We start from the raw sequence: 19,285 nt of genomic DNA on the forward strand, positions 1-19,285 counted from the left end.
AAAATCGGTTCAATGCCATGAATAGCTCAACTACAACCGCCAAAGCCCCCATCGAGATTGCCCCGCCGCCGGCGCGCAAAATCCGCCTGGCCAACCCCGGCTGGTTCCTGGTCAGCCCTTCGGTGGCCTTGTTGCTGCTGTGGATGATCGTGCCGCTGGGCATGACCGTCTACTTCTCGATGATCCGCTACAACCTGCTCTACCCCGGCGAAAACGAATTCGTCGGGCTGGAGAACTTCACCTATTTCCTGACCGACTCGGGTTTCATGCCCGGCGCCACCAATACTTTGTTGCTGGTGGGCAGCGTGCTGTTGATCAGTATCGTCCTCGGGGTATTGATCAGCGCGCTGCTGGAGGCCAGTGAGTTTTTCGGTCGCGGCATCGTCCGCGTGCTGCTGATCTCGCCGTTCTTCATCATGCCCACCGTCGGTGCGCTGATCTGGAAGAACCTGATCTTCCACCCGGTCTCGGGCATCCTCGCCTCGGTGTGGAAACTGTTCGGCGCCCAGCCGGTGGACTGGCTGGCCCATTACCCGTTGCTGTCGATCATCATCATCGTGAGCTGGCAATGGCTGCCCTTTGCGATTCTGATCCTGATGACCGCCATGCAGTCACTGGACCAGGAACAGAAAGAAGCCGCCCGCCTGGACGGTGCCGGCCCGATCGCGATCTTCTGGCACCTGACCCTGCCGCACCTGGCCCGCCCGATTGCCGTGGTGCTGATGATCGAAACCATCTTCCTGCTGTCGGTGTTCGCCGAGATCTTCACCACCACCAACGGTGGCCCCGGCTATGCCTCCACCAACCTTGCCTACCTGATCTACAACCAGGCGCTGGTGCAGTTCGACGTCGGCATGGCTTCGGCCGGTGGCCTGATTGCCGTGGTCATTGCCAACATCGCCGCCATCATCCTCGTCCGGATGATCGGTAAAAACCTCACCGACAAGCATTGAGGCCGTCGCCATGACTCTTCAACAATCCCGTCGCCTGCAAAGCCTGCTGCTGGGCACGCTGGCCTGGGCCATCGCGATCCTGATCTTCTTTCCGATCTTCTGGATGGTGCTGACCAGCTTCAAGACCGAAATCGATGCGTTCGCCACGCCGCCGCAGTTCATCTTCACGCCGACCCTGGAAAACTACCTGCACATCAACGAGCGCAGCAATTACTTCAGCTTCGCCTGGAACTCCGTGGTGATTTCCTTCAGCGCCACCGCCCTTTGCCTGCTGATCGCGGTACCGGCAGCCTATTCCATGGCGTTCTATGAAACCCAGCGCACCAAAGGCACGTTGTTGTGGATGCTCTCCACCAAAATGCTGCCACCGGTGGGCGTGCTGATGCCGATCTACCTGCTGGCCAAGCAATTTGGCCTGCTGGACACGCGTATCGCGCTGATCATCATCTACACGCTGATCAACCTGCCCATCGTGGTCTGGATGATTTACACCTACTTCAAGGACATTCCTCGCGACATCCTCGAGGCCGCGCGCCTAGATGGCGCCACGCTCTGGCAGGAAATGGTCCGTGTGCTGCTGCCGATTGCCAAGGGCGGCCTGGCGTCCACCGTGCTGCTGTCGCTGATCCTGTGCTGGAACGAGGCGTTCTGGTCGCTGAACCTCACCTCCTCCAAGGCCGCGCCCCTGACGGCGCTGATCGCTTCCTACTCCAGCCCGGAAGGTTTGTTCTGGGCCAAATTGTCGGCCGTCTCGACCCTGGCCTGCGCGCCGATCCTGATCTTTGGCTGGATCAGCCAGAAACAGCTGGTGCGCGGTTTGTCCTTCGGCGCGGTGAAGTAACGCGCCCTACACCATTATCAGAAGTGGAGGCCCATCATCATGGCCAACCTGAAAATCAAGAATTTGCAAAAGGGTTTCGAAGGCTTCTCCATCATCAAGGGCATCGACCTTGAGGTGAACGACCGCGAGTTCGTGGTCTTCGTCGGCCCGTCGGGCTGTGGCAAATCCACACTGTTGCGGCTGATCGCTGGTCTGGAAGAGGTCAGCGACGGCACCATCGAACTGGATGGCCGGGACATTACTGAAGTCAGCCCGGCCAAGCGCGACCTGGCCATGGTGTTCCAGACCTACGCCTTGTATCCGCACATGAGCGTGCGCAAGAACATGTCCTTCGCCCTCGACCTGGCCGGTGTACCCAAGGCCGAAGTCGAGAAGAAGGTCAACGAAGCGGCGCGCATCCTTGAGCTGGGCCCGATGCTCGAGCGCAAGCCCAAGCAACTGTCCGGCGGCCAGCGCCAGCGCGTGGCGATCGGTCGGGCCATCGTGCGCAACCCGAAAATCTTCCTGTTCGACGAACCGCTGTCCAACCTCGACGCCGCCCTGCGAGTGCAGATGCGCCTGGAACTGGCACGCCTGCACAAGGAACTGCAGGCGACCATGATCTACGTGACTCACGACCAGGTCGAAGCCATGACCCTGGCCGACAAGGTGGTGGTGCTCAATGGCGGGCGCATCGAACAGGTCGGCTCGCCGCTGGAGCTGTATCACCAGCCGGCCAACCTGTTTGTCGCCGGGTTCCTCGGCACACCGAAAATGGGCTTCCTCAAAGGCAAGGTCACCGCCCTGGACAGCCAGGGCTGCGAGGTGCTGCTGGACGCCGGCACGCGCATCAACCTGCCGCGCAGCGGTGCCAACCTGAGCGTCGGCGGCGCGGTGACCCTGGGGATTCGTCCGGAACACCTGAACCTGGCGCAACCGGGCGATTGCACATTGCAAGTCACCGCCGACGTCAGCGAGCGGCTGGGCAGCGACACCTTCTGCCATGTCGTCACGACGTCCGGTGAAGCTTTGACCATGCGAGTTCGCGGCGACCTGGCGAGCCGTTTCGGCGAGCAACTGAACCTGCACCTGGACGCCGAACACTGCCACTTATTCGATGCCGAGGGCGTAGCGGTAAGCCGCGCGCTGCGCGCCGCCGCCTGATTACCGAGACTTGCGATGAAACTCAACCGACAAAACCTGCACAACCTCAACCCTGACGTAGCCCTGCCCGCCTACCCGTTGGGCGACATCCGCCAGGGCATCGCCCATATCGGCGTCGGCGGTTTCCATAGGGCTCACCAGGCCTACTACACCGATGCGCTGATGAACACCGGTGTCGACCTGGACTGGGCCATCTGCGGCGTGGGCCTGCGGGCCGAGGATCGCCGTGCCCGGGATGACTTGGCCAGCCAGGATTACCTGTTCACCCTGTACGAACTGGGCGACACCGATGACACCGAAGTCCGGGTGATTGGCGCGATCAATGACATGTTGCTGGCCGAAGACGGCGCCCAGGCGCTGATCGACAAGCTGGCCGATCCGCAGATCCGCATCGTTTCGCTGACCATTACCGAAGGTGGCTATTGCATCGACGACAGCAATGGCGAATTCATGGCCCACCTGCCGCAGATCCAGCACGACCTGAGCCATCCCGAGGCACCGAAAACCGTCTTCGGCTTCCTCTGCGCCGCCCTGGCCAAGCGTCGCGCCGCTGGTATCCCGGCGTTCACGTTGATGTCTTGCGATAACCTGCCCCACAACGGCGCCGTGACCCGCAAGGCGTTGCTGACCTTCGCCGCGTTGCGCGACGCGGAGCTGGGGCAGTGGATCGACCGCAACGTCAGCTTCCCCAACGCCATGGTCGATCGCATCACGCCCATGACCAGCGTGACCCATCGCCTGCAACTGCATGACGAACATGGCATCGACGACGCTTGGCCGGTGGTCTGCGAACCGTTCGTGCAATGGGTGCTGGAAGACAAATTCGTCAACGGTCGCCCGGCCTGGGAAAAGGTCGGCGTACAGTTCACCGATGACGTTTCTCCTTATGAGGAGATGAAAATCAAGTTGCTCAACGGCAGCCACCTGGCGTTGACCTACCTGGGCTTTCTCAAGGGTTATCGCTTCGTCCACGAAACCATGAACGACCCGTTGTTCGTGCGTTACATACGCGCCTACATGGACCTGGACGTGACACCGCAACTGGCACCTGTACCGGGCATCGACCTGACCGACTACAAGAACACCCTGGTGGAACGCTTTTCCAACCAGGCGATTGCCGACCAGTTGGAGCGGGTCTGTTCGGACGGCTCGTCGAAGTTTCCAAAATTCACCGTCCCGACCATCAACCGTTTGATTGCCGACGGCGGCGAAACCCGCCGTGCGGCACTGGTCGTGGCGGCCTGGGCCGTGTACCTGAAGGGCGTGGACGAGAACGGCGCCACGTATTCGATCCCGGACCCGCGGGCGGCGTTCTGCCAGGCATTGGTGGCTGACGATGCGCTGGTAACCCAGCGGATGTTGGAAGTCGAAGAAATCTTTGGCACCGCGATCCCCCGCTCGCCGGAGTTCGTGGCAGCATTCGAATGGTGCTGTAACAGCTTGCGCGAGCACGGGGTAACACGAACACTTGAGCGGGTATTGGCTGACGCAGACTAACGGTCCGCTTTTGTGGCGAGGGAGCTTGCTCCCTCGCCACGGGTGTTTGCTGACCGAGCGGTTATTCCCTGCGGATATTGATCTGACGACCAAGGATTTCTATGGCAAACCAACAACTGTTCCTGGGCATCGACTGCGGCACCCAAGGCACCAAGGCGCTGATCCTGGATACGATCAGCGGCCAGGTACTCGGCCAAGGCGCCGCCGCCCACAGCATGATCAGCGGGGCCAACGGTCGTCGTGAACAAGACACCCAGCAATGGCTCGACGCATTCACCCAGGCGACGCATCAGGCCTTGGCCGCCGCCGGGGTCGATGGCCAGGCGATCCTCGGCATCGGCGTGTCCGGCCAGCAGCACGGTTTGGTGCTGCTTGACGACCAGGGCCAGGTCTTGCGCCCGGCCAAGCTGTGGTGCGACACCGAGACGACGCCGGAAAACGATCGGCTCCTGGCGTACCTGGGCGGTGAAGACGGCAGCCTCGAACGCCTCGGCGTGGTGATTGCGCCCGGCTACACGGTCTCCAAACTGCTCTGGACGCGGGAACAGCATCCCCAGGTATTCGAACGCATCGCCAGCGTCCTGCTGCCCCACGACTTCCTCAACTACTGGCTCACCGGCCGCCATTGCAGCGAATATGGCGATGCCTCGGGGACCGGCTATTTCAACGTGCGCGCCCGCCAATGGGACGTGCAATTGTTGCAACACATCGACCCCAGCGCACGCTTGCAAGCGGCGCTGCCGGAGTTGATCGAGGCCCATCAGCCCGTCGGACGCATCCTGCCGGCCATTGCCGCGCACCTGGGCATCAACCCCGACGCGGTGGTGGCCAGCGGTGGCGGCGACAACATGATGGGCGCCATCGGCACCGGCAACATCCAGCCCGGCGTGATCACCATGAGTCTCGGTTCCTCCGGCACGGTCTATGCCTATGCCGCCGAACCTGCGGTCAGTCCGCAACCGTCAATGGCGACGTTCTGCTCCTCCAGCGGTGGCTGGCTGCCATTGATCTGCACCATGAACCTGACCAACGCCACCGGGGCGATTCGCGAGCTGCTGGACCTGGACATCGACGCCTTCAACGCCCTGGTCGTCCAGGCCCCGATTGGCGCCGAGGGGGTCTGCATGCTGCCGTTCCTCAATGGCGAGCGGGTGCCTGCCCTGCCCCATGCCACCGGAACCCTGCTGGGCCTGACCACCACCAACCTGACCCGGGCCAACCTGTGCCGCGCCGTGGTCGAAGGCACGACCTTCGGTTTGCGCTATGGCTTGGACCTGTTGCGGGCCAACGGGCTCAAGGCCCAGAGCATTCGCCTGATCGGCGGCGGCTCGAAGAGCCCGGTGTGGCGACAGATCGTCGCCGACATCATGGACACCACAGTCATTTGCACTGAACAAAGCGAAGCAGCAGCGTTGGGTGCGGCGATCCAGGCGGCGTGGTGCCATTCAGGCGCGCAAGACAGCCTCGCCGAACTGTGCGAGCGCTGCGTCAAGCTCGACCCGGCCAGCGAAACCCGGCCAGTCGCCGCCCATGTCACGGCGTCCCAGCAGGCCTATGAACGTTATCGACAACACGTCGCAACCCTTTGAGAGCGGGCAACTATGTATCTGGTGTGTGGTGAAGCGCTGTTTGATTTTTTCAGTGAAACCGAGGCGGATGGCCCGGCCTCGCAGGTGAACTACAAGGCGATTGCCGGTGGCTCGCCATTCAACGTGGCGGTGGGGTTGCGCCGCCTGGGTATTGAATCGGCGCTGTTTAGCGGATTGTCCACCGACTACCTGGGCCGTCGCTTGCAGCAGGTGCTGCTCAACGAAGGTGTCAGCACCCGATACCTGCTGGACTTCGACGCGCCGACCACCCTGGCGATGGTCGCCGTAGGCGCCAATGGTTCGCCCCACTACAGCTTTCGCGGCGAGGGATGTGCCGACCGGCAACCGAGCCTGGATCATCTACCGGAGCTGGGCCCTGAAGTGCGTGGCTTGCATGTCGGCTCGTTCTCGCTGGTGGTCCAGCCCGTTGCCGACACGCTCCTGGCCCTGGTGCAACGGGAAAGCGGCCGGCGCCTGATCAGCCTCGACCCGAACGTACGGCTCAACCCGCAGCCGGATATAGAACTGTGGCGTTCGCGGATCGCGACACTGGTGCAATATGCCGACCTGATCAAGGTCAGTGACGAGGACCTGGGCCTGCTCTACCCAGGGATCGAGCCCCAGGCGGTCATCGAAGGTTGGCTGAAGCACCGTTGCCAAGTGGTCTTCCTGACCCGTGGCGGCCAGGGGGCGACGGTCTTCAGTCGCCAGCACGGCACATGGTCGCTGCCAGCATGCCCGGTGAAGATCGCCGACACCGTGGGTGCAGGCGACACCTTCCAGGCCGCGCTGATTGCCTGGCTGACTGAACAACAATTGGATTCGATCGAGGGCCTGCAGACACTGACCCGCGAGCAGGTCAGCGCCATGCTTGAGTTCGCCATTCGCGCCGCAGCACTGACGTGCGGCAAAACCGGGCCGGACCTGCCCTATCGGCAGCAACTGGCCTGAATTTGCGCGTTACAACTGAAAAGCTGGACGCCGGGTTCGGACATCACCGGACCCGAGCGTCAGAGGAAAAATGACAAGGCCGTATCAGCGCCCGGTCATTCGATGGTGTTGCTGATGAAAGTGATTGCCTGCGGCGGGGTTGTGGTCAAGCTCCGTACGCAACTCGGCAATCAGGTCGTTGATGGCTCGGCACCCGGTGAGTTTCCTGGCATCGATGTTCGTTTTGAGCAAGGCCACATGGTCGGTCCTGTGGTCATCGAAGATCTTGATCGTCATCGTCAGCTCAGGTGACAACGTGCATTGCGAGCGCTTGGGCAGCAAGCTGCTTTCAATGATGTTTCGCATTTCGAGGGCAGATAAAAACATGGCGACTCTCTCCTGTTGAGGCGGCCAATTTATGTTCACGACGGCGGTACTTTCGTCCGTTTTCTTCCCTGCGGACTGGGACTCTGGATACCGTGCCGTTCGTTCTTTCTTGGCGTTTTCAGTTAACGAGTTCGCTCAAGCGAACTCCTGAACCATCCCGCAAAAAATATGCCTGTATTGACGACCTTCCGGATTGATATGAATCAAGCGCTTAGCTTCTTCCCGCGCCAGAGGGCTCGTGCAAAGTGCAAGGAAAGGTGGTTTTTTCCATGCAAACTGCAATCACTTTTATCCTGTTCGCAACCTAGATTAGCCCCTATTTCGAAGGAGAAAATGGGCATCCGTCGCCTGGTATAAAAAAAGTGTGACGTAGCGTAAAAAACTCAAAGAGCTCCCACCGCCGCCCGCTCCGCCACATGCCCCAAACTGTCGAAATTGATGTTGGCACCCGAATCGATCGCTACCAAGGTCTCGCCTCGCGCGCCCGTGCGCGCCACGTATTGCTTGATGCCCGCCACCGCCAAGGCCCCTGACGGTTCGGTGATGGAACGGGTGTCGTCATAGATGTCCTTGATCGCGGCACACAGTTGATCGTTGGTCACGGTCACCACCTCATCGACACAGAAACGGCAGATCTCCAGGCCATGGGCGCCGATCTGCGCCACGGCCACGCCGTCGGCGAAGGTTCCCACCTCGGGCAAGGTCACCCGCTCCCCGGCGATCAGCGCAGCCTGGAGACAGGCAGAGTGCTGCGACTCGACGCCAATGATGCGAACTTCCGGGCGCAGGTACTTGACGTAGGCCGCGATCCCGGCGATCAGCCCCCCGCCTCCGACCGGAACGAAAATCGCGTCCAGCCGGCCGGGATGCTGGCGCAGGATTTCCATGGCGACGGTGCCTTGCCCGGCAATCACGTCCGGGTCGTCGAATGGCGAGACGAACTCCCGCCCGGTCTGCTCGGCCAATTCCAGCGCATGGGCCAAGGCAAACGGAAAACTGTCGCCATACAGCAGCGCCTCGGCGCCGCGGTTGCGCACGCCCAGCACTTTCAGTTGCGGGGTGGTCACGGGCATGACGATGCGGGCCGAAATACCCAGCTCCTGTGCCGCCAGCGCGACGCCCTGGGCGTGATTGCCAGCTGACGCGGTGATGACGCCCCGGGCCCGCTGTTCCGGGGTCAGGTGCACGAGCTTGTTGTAGGCACCACGGATCTTGAAGGAAAAAGTCGGTTGCAAGTCTTCGCGCTTGAGCAGGATCCGGTTACCCAAGGCCTCGGACAGCGCGGGCGCCGCTTGCAGTGGCGTGCGCACGGCCAATTCGTAGACCGGCGCGGCGAGGATTTTCTTTACATAGTGTTCAAGCAGGGTTTGCTCGGTGTGGGCAGCGGTCATGGTCATGGCGATCTCCTGGTTCGCTCGGAGCCCAGGAGACAGAAAGAAAAAACCCGCCTCGAGGGCGGGTTCGGTGCAGCCGTCAGCTAGCCCGCCAAATAAGGAATGGCGGTAATAATGCTTGGCTGGCTGCGCAATACGGTTGAGTTCATGCCTGGAAATTAGCGGTGCGTTGGCGGCAAGTCAATGGGCAATATCAAATGCCAGCCGATATTCGCCGCAATGACATTAAGTGAACAACATCATTACCTGTGGGAGCGAGCTTGCTCGCGATTGCTATGGGTCAGCCAACATTAGCGTTGACTGCCGCACCGCTATCGCGAGCAAGCTCGCTCCCACAGTTTTCTTCAATTATTTGAGGCCGACTTTGTACAGCGCTCCGTCGTCCTCATCCGTCAACACATAGAGATACCCATCCGGGCCCTGGCGGACATCCCGGATTCGCGCCTTGAGCTCACCCAACAGGCGCTCTTCATGGACGACCTTGTCGCCTTGCAATTGCAAGCGGATCAGTTCCCCCGGCACCAAGGCGCCGATGAACACATTGTGTTGCCAGGCCTTGAAGCGGCCCTGGTCGTAGAACGCCATGCCGCTGAGCCCCGGTGAGACCTGCCAGACGTGGTGAGGGTCAAGGGCACCTTCGACGGTCTTGCCCTGGGCCTCGGGAATCGGGGCGCCGGAGTAGTTGATGCCGTGGGTCGCCAGTGGCCAGCCGTAGTTCTTGCCGCGCTCGATGATGTTCAATTCATCGCCGCCCCGGGGCCCGTGTTCGTTCTCCCACAGGGTGCCACTCCAAGGATTGAGGGCAGCGCCCTGGGGGTTACGCATGCCGTAGGACCAGATCTCGGGACGCACGCCTTTCTGGCCGACGAAAGGGTTATCGTCGGGCACCTTGCCGTCGGGGTAGATGCGCACGACCTTGCCTTGCAGTTTATCCAGGTCCTGGGCGGTGGGCCGGTCGTTGTTTTCCCCCAGGGTAATGAACAGATAGCCGTCGCGGTCGAAGACCAGTCGCGAGCCGAAGTGGTTGCCCGTGGACAGTTTGGGTTGCTGGCGGAAGACCACGTCGAAGTTCTTCAGGCTCTTGAGGTCTTCAGCCAGTTGCCCGCGTCCCACGGCGGTGCCAGCCTTGCCGTCTGCGCCCGCCTCGGCATAGGACAGGTAGACGGTGCGATCCTGCTTGAAGTCCGGCGACAGCACCACGTCCAGCAGGCCGCCCTGACCCTTGGCCCACACTTCGGGCACGCCGTTCAAGGGGGCGGACAATTGGCCGTCGGGGCTGACCACGCGCAGGTTGCCCCCTCGCTCCGTCACCAGCATGCCCTGTTGGCCCGGCAGGAACGCAACGGACCAAGGGTGCTCCAGCCCCTTGACCACGGTGGTCACTTCCAGCGTGCCCTCCTCGCTCTTGAATGACTGGGTTGGCGCGGCACTGGCCGGGGTGGCGAGGGTCAGGACAGCGCTGGCGCAGAATGCGGCCAGGAGTGTTTTACGCAACATGCACATTTCCTTCTGCGGTGTTGAAAGAGAACAATGGGCGCCAGCGCCTAGCGGTTGCCATTCTGGCTGTTGCGCGGCGGCGCAGGAGACTCGATGGTCGGTCGCGGCGAACCCGACGGCTGGCCGGAACGGGGGTAGCCATTGCCGATGCCGCCATTTTCCAGGGTCGGTGGCCGTGGCACCGGCACTGTCGGATTGTTATGAATCGTCGGCACATTGGGCCGGGTGCCCTGCATGCTGTTGGGATTGGCCCGGCGCGTCGGGCTGTTATAGGGATTGTTGTTGCCCGGCAGGTTCTGGGCCAGGACCGTTGGGCCTGCGCTGGGCGCGGCGGCCTGGGCAGCGGCAGTCAGTAATAGCGTCATGATGACGAGCATCAGCCTGTTCATTGGGACACCTCTTGGGTTCAGGCATATCGAAAGCACGCTACGCCGCAGGTTCGCCCTTGTTAAGCGAAATATCCCGGTGAAGATGTAACGAAGCGTCTCAGAACGCAGGTGGGAGCAGGCTCGCCCCCACAGCGGAAACTTTCCCCGAGGCGCGAAGGTCACCAGAGAGACATCCACCGGCAAGGAAAACACCACCATGGCTCGGGCAATCTGGAAAGGCGCAATCAGTTTCGGGCTGGTCCACATCCCCGTCGCGCTGGTGTCGGCCACCTCTTCACAGGGGGTGGATTTTGACTGGCTGGACAAACGCAGCATGGACCCGGTGGGCTACAAGCGGGTCAACAAGGCGACGGGCAAGGAAGTGACCAAGGAAAACATTGTCAAGGGCGTGCAGTACCAGAAAGGCCAGTACGTGCTGCTCAGCGAAGAGGAAATCCGCTCCGCCCACCCCAAGTCCACCCAGACCATCGATATCTTTTCTTTTGTCGGCAGCGAGAAGATCCCCCTGCAAAACATCGACACGCCCTACTTTCTCGCCCCCGACAAACGGGGCGGCAAAGTCTACGCCCTGTTGCGCGAAACCCTGGTCAAGACCAACAAGGTGGCCCTGGCCTACGTCGTGCTGCATACCCGCCAGCACCTGGCCGCCCTCATGCCCCTTGAGTCGGCCCTGGTGCTGGTGATGCTGCGCTGGCCCGCGGAGGTGCGCGAGCTGGATGTCCTGGAACTGGGCGACGAGGTCACGAACCCGACCCTGGCCAAGGGCGAGCTGGAAATGGCCAAGCGCCTTGTGGAGGACATGAGCGCTGACTGGGAGCCGCAAGAATACCGGGACAGTTTTGCAGACAAGATCATGGAACTGGTGGAGAAAAAGGCCAACGAAGGCCGCCTCGAAGCCGTGGAGACCGATCCGGGCGAAGAACAACGCAAGACCGCCGATGTCATCGACTTGACCGAGTTGCTCAAGCGCAGCCTGGGCGGCAAGGGCAAGGCCAGCGACAAATCCGCCGGGAAGCCCCCGGCAAAATCTGCGAAAACCGGTAAATCCGCTCCTGCCAAAAAAGCCACCAAGGCCTCCCGGGGCTAAAACCCTGGCGCGTGCAATACAAGGGAATCTGTCATGGCCAACGCCGAGAGTGAATCTGCTCGTTTGTCCAATGCCGAGTCGGACGCAACGACGCCCCGCAACCCTGGCCGAGGGGGCAAGACAGCCCCGGGCACCGGCCTGCCCGAGCGCCTGTCGCCGCAATTGGCCACGCCCGTGGAGGAGCCGCCCACCGGTGAATGGCGCTACGAAGTCCAGTTCCACGGTTATCGCCTGCTGACCCGCATCGAACACGGTGAAGTGCGGCTGTACAACCGCAATCACCAGGACTGGACCGATCGGCTGAAGCTGCATGCCGACGCCCTGGCCGGGTTGGACCTGGGGGACAGTTGGCTGGACGGCGAACTGGTCCTGCTCGATGAAACGGGCCACAGCGATTTCGCCGCCCTGCGCGAGGCCTTCGAAATCAGCCGCACCGTTGACATGGTGTATTTCCTGTTCGACGCGCCCTTTCTCAATGGCGTCGACCTGCGCCAGGCCCCAGTGGAAGAACGCCGTGCGGCGCTGAAAAAAGCCCTCGGCAACAACGCCAGCAAGCGCCTGCGCTTTTCCGAGTGGTTTTCCGCCAGCCAGCACGACATGTTCGAAAGCGCCATCGCCCTCTCACTGGACAGCGTGGTCGGCAAGCGCCTGGGCAGCCCTTATATGTCCCGCCGAAGCGCCGACTGGGTAAAGCTCAAGTGCCGGTTGCGCCAAGCCTTCGTCATCGTCGGATTCACCCGCCCCCAAGGCAAGCGCAGCGGTTTCGGCGCGCTGCTGCTGGCCGTCAACGGAGCAACGGGGCTGGTGTATGCCGGCCGGGTCGGCACAGGGTTCAGCCAGGTACAAATCAAGCAATTGCATGAGCAACTGTGTACCCAGCAGCGCGAGACCTCGCCCCTGGCTGAGCCGCTCAACGGTACGCAGGGACGCGGCGTGCAATGGGTCGAGCCGACCCTGACTTGTGAAATCGAATTCACCGAGTGGACCCGCGACAACCAGGTGCGGCAGGCCATTTTCCTCGGTTTGCCGCTCCATACGCCCGCCAACAAAGTGGTTCGGGAGCAGCCGCTGCCGATAAAACCCTCCCCGCCCCCCCCTCAGCGTCGTAAAAAAGCCAGCACCGCCAAAGTCGACGGGGTGACGATCACCCACCCCGAGCGGGTCATCGACAGTGTCAGCGGCGTGCAAAAGGCCGAGCTGGCGCAGTATTACCTGGATATCGCCCCTTGGATCCTGCCGCACCTCAAGTTGCGCCCGGTCGCGCTGCTGCGGGCACCGGACGGTATCGGCGAAGAACTGTTCTTTCAAAAACACGCCGATCGCCTGGAGATTCCCCACATCAAGCAGCTGGATCCGCAACTGGACCCGGGCCATGCAGCCCTGATGGAGATCGATGATATCCACGCGCTGGTCGGCGCGGCGCAGATGGGCACGGTGGAACTGCACACTTGGGCCGCGACCCACGACCGAATCGAGACGCCTGACCTGTTTGTCCTGGACTTGGACCCGGACCCATCACTGCCCTGGAGCGCCATGATCGAGGCGACCCGCGTGACCTTGGCGGTACTCGACGAGCTGGGCTTGCAGGCCTTCCTCAAGACCAGCGGTGGCAAAGGCATGCATGTGATCGTGCCATTGGCGAGAAACGAAGGCTGGGACACCACCAAGGCGTTCGCCAAAGCCATCTCTCAGTTCCTGACCCGGCAAATGCCCGAGCGCATCACCGCCACCATGGGACCGAAGAACCGCGTCGGGAAAATCTTCGTCGATTACCTGCGCAACGCCCGTGGAGCCAGCACCGTAGCCGCCTATTCGGTACGTGCCAGGCCAGGCCTGCCGGTCTCGGTGCCGATTGCCCGGGCCGAGCTGTCGACCCTGCGCAACGCCCAGCAGTGGGACATGCATACCGCGCTGGAACGGGCCAGAAGCTTGGGCGCCGATCCTTGGGAGGGCTACAACCACCGCCAGCGGATTACCGCCAGGATGTGGGAGCAACTGGATGCGCAAAAACCCGAGGCATGAGGACAATCCAGGGTTCAAATCCAGACGAAGATCGCCAGCAAACCACCGAAAAAAGCCCACTTCTGCAGGTAATACAGCGTGCGATTGCGCTTCTTCAGGGCCTTGCCTTGCAACCGGATCTTGTAGAGCCTGGAGAACGCCCGGTTCAGGCCGCCCGTCCTGTCGCCCGCGTCGTTGGGCGCACCGGCCGCCGCCATCACGGTACGGCTGAACCAGCGGTTGAAGGCGGTGGCCCAGCGAAACCTCATCGGCCGTTCCACGTCGCAGAACAGGATGATGCGGTTATGGGCGGTGGTGTTCTCGGCGTAATGGATGAACGTTTCGTCGAAAATCACCGCTTCGCCATCACGCCAATGATAAGGCTCGCCATCGACATTGATGTAGCAGCCGGCATCGTTGGGCGTTTCCAGGCCCAGGTGATACCGATAGGACCCGGCGTAAGGGTCGCGGTGGCGGACCAGCTTCGACCCCGGCGGCAACTCGGCAAACATCGCCGCCTTGATCGAACCGATGCTTTGCACCAGTTCCGTGGTGCGAGGGCACAACTTCATGGCCGAGGGATGGCTGTCGCCGTACCATTTCAGGTAGAAACGCTTCCAGCCGGTCTTGAAGAATGAATTGAAGCCCACGTCGTCATACTGATTGGAACGCTTGATCTCCCCGGCGCGCAGCAGGCTCTGGCCTTCGGCCCGGATCTCTTCCCAATGGGCCTGCAACGGGCTCAGGTCGGGGAATTGCGCCGGGCTCAGGAAAGGCTTGTTCGGCAGTTTCGAGCACAGGTAAAGCAGGCAATTGATCGGCGCAAGAAAAGACGAATGATCGCTCAACTGGCGCCCGATCTTATGCCGCACGCGTCCGCGCAGGTGAACGTAGCCAATGGAGAGGAGGTAGATCGCGACAATGATGAGTTTCACGAAAGTCCGTCACATGCAGGAGTGAACAGGTTGCGTCTCCAGGCCAGCCAAGCGGCAAAGGAGATGGCATCGGGTGAGATGGCATTTTAGCCACAGGTTGTAAGCAAAAGTTATCCCAAAGTTGTGAAAAACTGTCTTGCCCGGGCAATCCCCTATCGTTTATGCGGCCAGATCAGTACAATCGCCGCCAATTATCACGCGCCCCCTTTGGCCGATACCGCAAACCGCGGCTTCGGCGTACGTCTACCCGGGCCAGGCGCTCCGTATGCTGCTGTCCTCTTATGCCGGATGGACCCTTGCGCTTGCGACCACGACGCCTTTGCGCGGTCGGAACGTGCGCAAACAGGTACTGAACAGGTACTGCCGCACCCTTAGCTACTCTGAATGTTCCGCAGGATAAACCTTTGATCTCTACAGCTAACATCACGATGCAGTTCGGCGCCAAGCCACTGTTCGAAAACGTCTCTGTCAAGTTCGGCGCGGGTAACCGCTACGGCCTGATCGGTGCCAACGGTTGCGGCAAGTCGACCTTCATGAAAATCCTCGGCGGCGACCTCGAGCCGTCCGGCGGCCAGGTCATGCTCGAACCGAACGTGCGCCTGGGTAAACTTCGCCAGGATCAGTTCGCCTACGAAGAATTCACCGTGATCGACACCGTGATCATGGGTCACGAAGAGCTGTGGAAGGTCAAGGCCGAGCGCGACCGCATCTATTCGCTGCCGGAAATGACCGAAGAAGACGGCATGGCCGTGGCCGAGCTGGAAACCGAGTTTGCCGAGATGGACGGCTACACCGCCGAATCCCGCGCCGGTGAACTGCTGTTGGGCCTGGGGATTGGCATCGAGCAGCATTTCGGCCCGATGAGCGAAGTGTCGCCAGGCTGGAAACTGCGTGTGCTGCTGGCCCAGGCGCTGTTCTCCGACCCGGAAGTGCTGCTGCTCGACGAGCCGACCAACCACCTGGATATCAACACCATCCGCTGGCTGGAAAACGTGCTGACCCAGCGTTCGAGCCTGATGATCATCATCTCTCACGACCGTCACTTCCTGAACAGTGTCTGCACCCACATGGCGGACCTGGACTACGGCGAGCTGCGCCTGTTCCCGGGCAACTATGACGAGTACATGACCGTGGCGACCCAGTCCCGCGAGCAACTGCTGTCGGACAACGCCAAGAAGAAAGCGCAGATTTCCGAACTGCAGTCGTTCGTCAGCCGTTTCTCGGCCAACGCCTCGAAAGCCAAGCAGGCCACCTCCCGTGCCAAGCAGATCGATAAGATCCAGCTGGCCGAGGTCAAGCCATCGAGCCGCGTCAGCCCGTTCATCCGTTTCGAGCAGACCAAGAAACTGCACCGCCAGGCGGTCATTGTCGAACGCATGGCCAAGGGCTTCGACGGCAAACCGCTGTTCAAGGACTTCAGCTTCACCGTCGAAGCCGGTGAGCGCGTGGCGATCATTGGCCCGAACGGTATCGGCAAGACCACCTTGCTGCGCACCCTGGTCAATGAACTGGAACCGGATGCCGGTACCGTGAAGTGGACCGACGCCGCGGAACTGGGCTACTACGCCCAGGACCATGCCCATGACTTCGAAGACGACGTCAACCTGTTCGACTGGATGGGCCAATGGACCCAGGGCGGCGAACAACTGGTGCGTGGCACCTTGGGCCGCATGCTGTTCTCCAACGACGAGATCCTCAAGTCGGTCAAGGTCATTTCCGGTGGTGAACAGGGCCGCATGCTGTTCGGCAAGTTGATCCTGCAGAAGCCAAACGTGCTGGTGATGGACGAACCGACCAACCACTTGGACATGGAATCCATCGAAGCGCTGAACCTGGCGCTGGAAAACTACCCGGGCACCTTGATCTTCGTCAGCCATGACCGGGAGTTCGTATCGTCCCTGGCCACCCGCATCATCGAACTGAGCGCCGACGGCGTGGTCGACTTCAGCGGCACCTATGACGACTACCTGCGCAGCCAGGGTGTGGTGTTCTAAGGCCCGCTCCGAGTTGTAAGCTTCAAGCGGCAAGTAAAAAGCCCTGTCCACTGTGACAGGGCTTTTTTGTATTTCAGCGGGGTAAAAACCTGTGGGAGCGAGCTTGCTCGCGATGAGGCCCTGACAGTCGCACCGTATTACCTGACCCGCCGCCATCGCGAGCAAGCTCGCTCCCACATTGGGTCTGTGGCGCTCCTCCATTTTTGTTAGGGCCCAACCTCCTTGTGGGAGCGAGCTTGCTCGCGATGGCGGCTGCACATGCGCCACCAATCCAGCCTGAACACCCAGTCTCCCAACACATTTAGTTAGCCTGCTTCCTTTTACGCCCTCCTCGCGCCATGATGAGGCTCTCTTACCGCCGCCCGCGAACGAGCCCCATGCCCACGCCCTCCTCTGCCCCCAGTTCTCTGTCGATCACCCTGCAGATCGTCTCCATCGTGTTCTACACCTTCATCGCCTTCCTCTGCATCGGCCTGCCGATTGCCGTGCTGCCCGGGTATGTCCATGAACAATTGGGCTTCAGCGCGGTGGTGGCCGGGCTGACCATCGGTTCACAGTATCTGGCGACCCTGCTCAGCCGCCCCATGGCCGGGCGGTTGTCGGACAGCGTCGGCACCAAGCGGGCGATTGTCTATGGGTTGTCGGGGATTGTGCTCAGTGGCGTGCTGACGCTGATCTCGACCTTGCTGCAAAGCTTTGCGCTACCCAGCCTGTTGATTCTGATCGCCGGCCGCTTGCTGCTCGGCGTGGCCCAGGGGCTGATTGGCGTGGGCACCATCAGTTGGTGCATGGGCCAGGTGGGGGTGGAGCACACCGCCCGCTCGATTTCCTGGAACGGTATCGCTTCGTACGGGGCCATCGCTATTGGCGCGCCGTTGGGGGTGGTGATGGTCGATGAACTGGGTTTCGCCAGCCTGGGTATTGCGTTGTCGTTGCTGGCGGGCGCTGCGCTGTTGATGATTCGCAACAAGCCGTCGGTGCCGGTCATTCGCGGCGAGCGCTTGCCTTTCTGGGCGGTGTTTGCGCGCATCGCGCCGTACGGGGCGGGCCTGAGCCTGGCATCGATCGGCTACGGCACGCTCACCACGTTCATCACACTGTTTTACATCAGCCGCGGCTGGACCGGCGCGGCGTGGTGCCTGACGGTATTCGGCATCTGCTTCATCCTGGCGCGGTTACTGTTCATTTCCAGCATCGCCCGCTTCGGTGGCTTCAACTCGGCCATTGCCTGCATGAGCATCGAAACCCTCGGGCTGGCATTGCTGTGGCTGGCGCCGTCCACCCCGTTCGCCTTGGTCGGTGCCGGATTGGCCGGCTTCGGGTTGTCGCTGGTGTATCCGGCGCTCGGGGTGGAGGCCATCAAGCAAGTGCCCAACACCAGTCGAGGCGCAGGCTTGAGCGCCTACGCGGTGTTCTTTGACCTGGCACTGGCGATTGCCGGCCCGTTGATGGGCGCGGTGGCATTGAACCTGGGCTATTCGTCGATCTTCTTCTGTGCCGCCTTGCTGTCGGTCATCGGCCTGGGCCTGACCCTGCTACTGCGTCGTCGAGCGACAAACGCCCTTTATTGATCGGCCGTCTTCAGCCCTGCCCGGGTCGGCTTGCCCAAGGCCTCGCCGAAGAAGCGGCCGGCCTCGGAAATCATGGTGCGGTGGATGTCCTTGCGATCGACACCGTCGGCATCCGTGCAGAGCGCTGGCATCGCGGCGATCTGCTCCTCGGTGCACGGCGCCAGGAAGACAAAATGGCCTGCGCCGGCCAAGGTCTTGAAATCCGGTGCGGTGGGCAGCTTACGGGCCAAGGCGGCGGCATTCTTGTCGAAAGCCACGAGTTTGTCGCCATCGCCGCTGTACAGCAGCACCGGCACATGGACATCGGCCAACGTATGACGACCGAATTTCAGGCTCAACGGCGCCATCAGCAGCAGCGCCCGGACCCTGGGGTCGGCCACGGGTTGCAGGTCATCGCGGTCGGCGATCAGTTCGCCCTGGGTGTTACAGGCGTCATGATCGTCCGGCCGCTCCGCGCAGTAGCGGCGCAGACGATTGAGGTCCGGCGTCGCACCGGACAGGATCAGCGCGGTTTCGCCACCGGCCGAATAGCCGATCACCCCGACCTGACCGGCGTTGACGAACGGCGACAGCATCGGGTCATTGAGCGTTGCGGTGATGGCTTCGGAAATCTGGATCGGCCGCCCGTACAGGTTGCTCAGGGTGCCAAGGCGGCTGTGATCCTGGGCATTGTCGCCGGGATGAATCACCGCCACCACGACAAACCCCTTGCGCGCCAGCGAGGTGGCCAGGTCATGCAGGGCCAACGGCGTGCCGGTGTTGCCATGGGACAACATCAATAGCGGGAAGCGGCCGATGGCGATCTGGGCGTCCGGCGCGGCATCGATCTGGTAGCCGCCCAACAGGCTGGATTGTTCCCGGTCGGTGGACGGATAGAAGGCGATGGCGTGCATCGGCTGCCGGTCCAGCGGATCGAGAAAGCTCAGTTCATGGAAACCCGCGCTCCAATGCGGATGCGGCCCAGGTGCGGCCTGCACGGAACCGAGACTGGCTAACCAGCAAAGCAGCAGCGCTGCACCAAAACGTGTCATCGAATCTTCCACCTTCACCAGCGCCCGGGAAGGCCCCGTCGCTCGC

The 19,285-nt window shown here is 61.7% G+C and carries 15 protein-coding genes and 1 pseudogene; 10 read left to right on the forward strand and 6 right to left on the reverse strand.

The genetic code is table 11. From position 1 onward, the window contains the following. Window positions 1-17 precede the first annotated feature (17 nt). The 6 genes from J4E63_RS14060 to J4E63_RS14085 all read left to right on the forward strand — a co-directional run bounded on the left by J4E63_RS14060 (window position 18) and on the right by J4E63_RS14085 (window position 6,974). Window positions 18-953 (forward strand): carbohydrate ABC transporter permease, encoded by a 936-nt coding sequence (locus tag J4E63_RS14060; RefSeq protein ID WP_053184628.1) that lies wholly within the window; start codon window positions 18-20, stop codon window positions 951-953. Window positions 954-963: 10 nt separating this feature from the next. After that, complete coding sequence (locus J4E63_RS14065) at window positions 964-1,794, forward strand: carbohydrate ABC transporter permease (protein WP_060742531.1); 831 nt, start codon at window positions 964-966, stop codon at window positions 1,792-1,794. 39 nt (window positions 1,795-1,833) lie between these two features. After that, window positions 1,834-2,937 carry an ABC transporter ATP-binding protein gene (locus J4E63_RS14070; protein ID WP_060742532.1) on the forward strand — a complete coding sequence of 368 codons (1,104 nt, stop codon included), beginning with the start codon at window positions 1,834-1,836 and terminating at the stop codon, window positions 2,935-2,937. 15 nt (window positions 2,938-2,952) lie between these two features. Next, window positions 2,953-4,434 (forward strand): mannitol dehydrogenase family protein, encoded by a 1,482-nt coding sequence (locus tag J4E63_RS14075; protein WP_207282363.1) that lies wholly within the window; start codon window positions 2,953-2,955, stop codon window positions 4,432-4,434. 101 nt (window positions 4,435-4,535) lie between these two features. After that, window positions 4,536-6,023, forward strand: coding sequence for a xylulokinase (gene xylB, locus J4E63_RS14080; RefSeq protein WP_207282364.1), 1,488 nt, complete (start codon window positions 4,536-4,538; stop codon window positions 6,021-6,023). Between the two features lie 12 nt (window positions 6,024-6,035). After that, the gene (locus tag J4E63_RS14085; protein ID WP_207282365.1) at window positions 6,036-6,974 is read left to right on the forward strand and encodes a carbohydrate kinase; all 939 of its coding nucleotides are present in this window, start codon (window positions 6,036-6,038) and stop codon (window positions 6,972-6,974) included. A gap of 84 nt (window positions 6,975-7,058) precedes the next feature. Here the strand turns inward: J4E63_RS14085 and J4E63_RS14090 are convergent, their stop codons facing one another. The 4 genes and pseudogenes from J4E63_RS14090 to J4E63_RS14105 form a co-directional block, all read right to left on the reverse strand. After that, on the reverse strand, window positions 7,059-7,340 hold the full coding sequence (locus J4E63_RS14090) for a DUF1652 domain-containing protein (protein ID WP_060742536.1): 282 nt from the start codon (window positions 7,338-7,340) through the stop codon (window positions 7,059-7,061). Between the two features lie 392 nt (window positions 7,341-7,732). After that, window positions 7,733-8,737 (reverse strand): annotated as a pseudogene (gene ilvA, locus J4E63_RS14095) (threonine ammonia-lyase, biosynthetic); the annotation flags it as partial. Between the two features lie 345 nt (window positions 8,738-9,082). After that, window positions 9,083-10,231 (reverse strand): PQQ-dependent sugar dehydrogenase, encoded by a 1,149-nt coding sequence (locus J4E63_RS14100; RefSeq protein WP_207282366.1) that lies wholly within the window; start codon window positions 10,229-10,231, stop codon window positions 9,083-9,085. Between the two features lie 47 nt (window positions 10,232-10,278). Continuing rightward, on the reverse strand, window positions 10,279-10,620 hold the full coding sequence (locus J4E63_RS14105) for a hypothetical protein (protein ID WP_207282367.1): 342 nt from the start codon (window positions 10,618-10,620) through the stop codon (window positions 10,279-10,281). Window positions 10,621-10,816: 196 nt separating this feature from the next. Here J4E63_RS14105 and J4E63_RS14110 point away from each other — a divergent pair, with 196 nt between their 5' ends. Both J4E63_RS14110 and ligD read left to right on the forward strand, forming a co-directional pair. Continuing rightward, window positions 10,817-11,707: a Ku protein gene (locus J4E63_RS14110; protein ID WP_060742539.1), complete on the forward strand. Its 891-nt coding sequence runs from the start codon at window positions 10,817-10,819 to the stop codon at window positions 11,705-11,707. Window positions 11,708-11,740: 33 nt separating this feature from the next. Next, a complete protein-coding gene (gene ligD / locus J4E63_RS14115) occupies window positions 11,741-13,729 on the forward strand; it encodes a DNA ligase D (RefSeq protein WP_207282368.1) in 1,989 nt (662 codons plus the stop codon). A gap of 14 nt (window positions 13,730-13,743) precedes the next feature. Here the strand turns inward: ligD and lpxO are convergent, their stop codons facing one another. After that, window positions 13,744-14,643, reverse strand: coding sequence for a lipid A hydroxylase LpxO (lpxO, locus tag J4E63_RS14120; RefSeq protein ID WP_103308285.1), 900 nt, complete (start codon window positions 14,641-14,643; stop codon window positions 13,744-13,746). Window positions 14,644-15,047: 404 nt separating this feature from the next. On the opposite strand from lpxO, the gene J4E63_RS14125 reads away from it, so the two are divergent. Then, window positions 15,048-16,637, forward strand: coding sequence for an ABC-F family ATPase (locus J4E63_RS14125; protein ID WP_003181279.1), 1,590 nt, complete (start codon window positions 15,048-15,050; stop codon window positions 16,635-16,637). A gap of 377 nt (window positions 16,638-17,014) precedes the next feature. Continuing rightward, window positions 17,015-18,208 (forward strand): MFS transporter, encoded by a 1,194-nt coding sequence (locus J4E63_RS14130; RefSeq protein WP_207282369.1) that lies wholly within the window; start codon window positions 17,015-17,017, stop codon window positions 18,206-18,208. Here J4E63_RS14130 and J4E63_RS14135 read toward each other — a convergent pair. Next, complete coding sequence (locus J4E63_RS14135; protein WP_207282370.1) at window positions 18,202-19,239, reverse strand: dienelactone hydrolase; 1,038 nt, start codon at window positions 19,237-19,239, stop codon at window positions 18,202-18,204. The genes J4E63_RS14130 and J4E63_RS14135 overlap by 7 nt on opposite strands. Window positions 19,240-19,285: the final 46 nt, after the last annotated feature.

The sequence above is a fragment of the Pseudomonas sp. FW300-N2F2 genome, from assembly GCF_017351655.1.
GTDB lineage: Bacteria > Pseudomonadota > Gammaproteobacteria > Pseudomonadales > Pseudomonadaceae > Aquipseudomonas > Aquipseudomonas fluorescens_AA.

Bases quoted from the DNA above. Each gene is read 5' to 3' on its own strand.
- J4E63_RS14060 (WP_053184628.1), top strand. From the start codon at position 18: ATGAATAGCTCAACTACAACCGCCAAAGCCCCCATCGAGATTGCCCCG.
- J4E63_RS14065 (WP_060742531.1), top strand. From the start codon at position 964: ATGACTCTTCAACAATCCCGTCGCCTGCAAAGCCTGCTGCTGGGCACG.
- J4E63_RS14070 (WP_060742532.1), top strand. From the start codon at position 1,834: ATGGCCAACCTGAAAATCAAGAATTTGCAAAAGGGTTTCGAAGGCTTC.
- J4E63_RS14075 (WP_207282363.1), top strand. From the start codon at position 2,953: ATGAAACTCAACCGACAAAACCTGCACAACCTCAACCCTGACGTAGCC.
- xylB (WP_207282364.1), top strand. From the start codon at position 4,536: ATGGCAAACCAACAACTGTTCCTGGGCATCGACTGCGGCACCCAAGGC.
- J4E63_RS14085 (WP_207282365.1), top strand. From the start codon at position 6,036: ATGTATCTGGTGTGTGGTGAAGCGCTGTTTGATTTTTTCAGTGAAACC.
- J4E63_RS14090 (WP_060742536.1), bottom strand. From the start codon at position 7,340: ATGTTTTTATCTGCCCTCGAAATGCGAAACATCATTGAAAGCAGCTTG.
- J4E63_RS14100 (WP_207282366.1), bottom strand. From the start codon at position 10,231: ATGTTGCGTAAAACACTCCTGGCCGCATTCTGCGCCAGCGCTGTCCTG.
- J4E63_RS14105 (WP_207282367.1), bottom strand. From the start codon at position 10,620: ATGAACAGGCTGATGCTCGTCATCATGACGCTATTACTGACTGCCGCT.
- J4E63_RS14110 (WP_060742539.1), top strand. From the start codon at position 10,817: ATGGCTCGGGCAATCTGGAAAGGCGCAATCAGTTTCGGGCTGGTCCAC.
- ligD (WP_207282368.1), top strand. From the start codon at position 11,741: ATGGCCAACGCCGAGAGTGAATCTGCTCGTTTGTCCAATGCCGAGTCG.
- J4E63_RS14130 (WP_207282369.1), top strand. From the start codon at position 17,015: ATGCCCACGCCCTCCTCTGCCCCCAGTTCTCTGTCGATCACCCTGCAG.
- J4E63_RS14135 (WP_207282370.1), bottom strand. From the start codon at position 19,239: ATGACACGTTTTGGTGCAGCGCTGCTGCTTTGCTGGTTAGCCAGTCTC.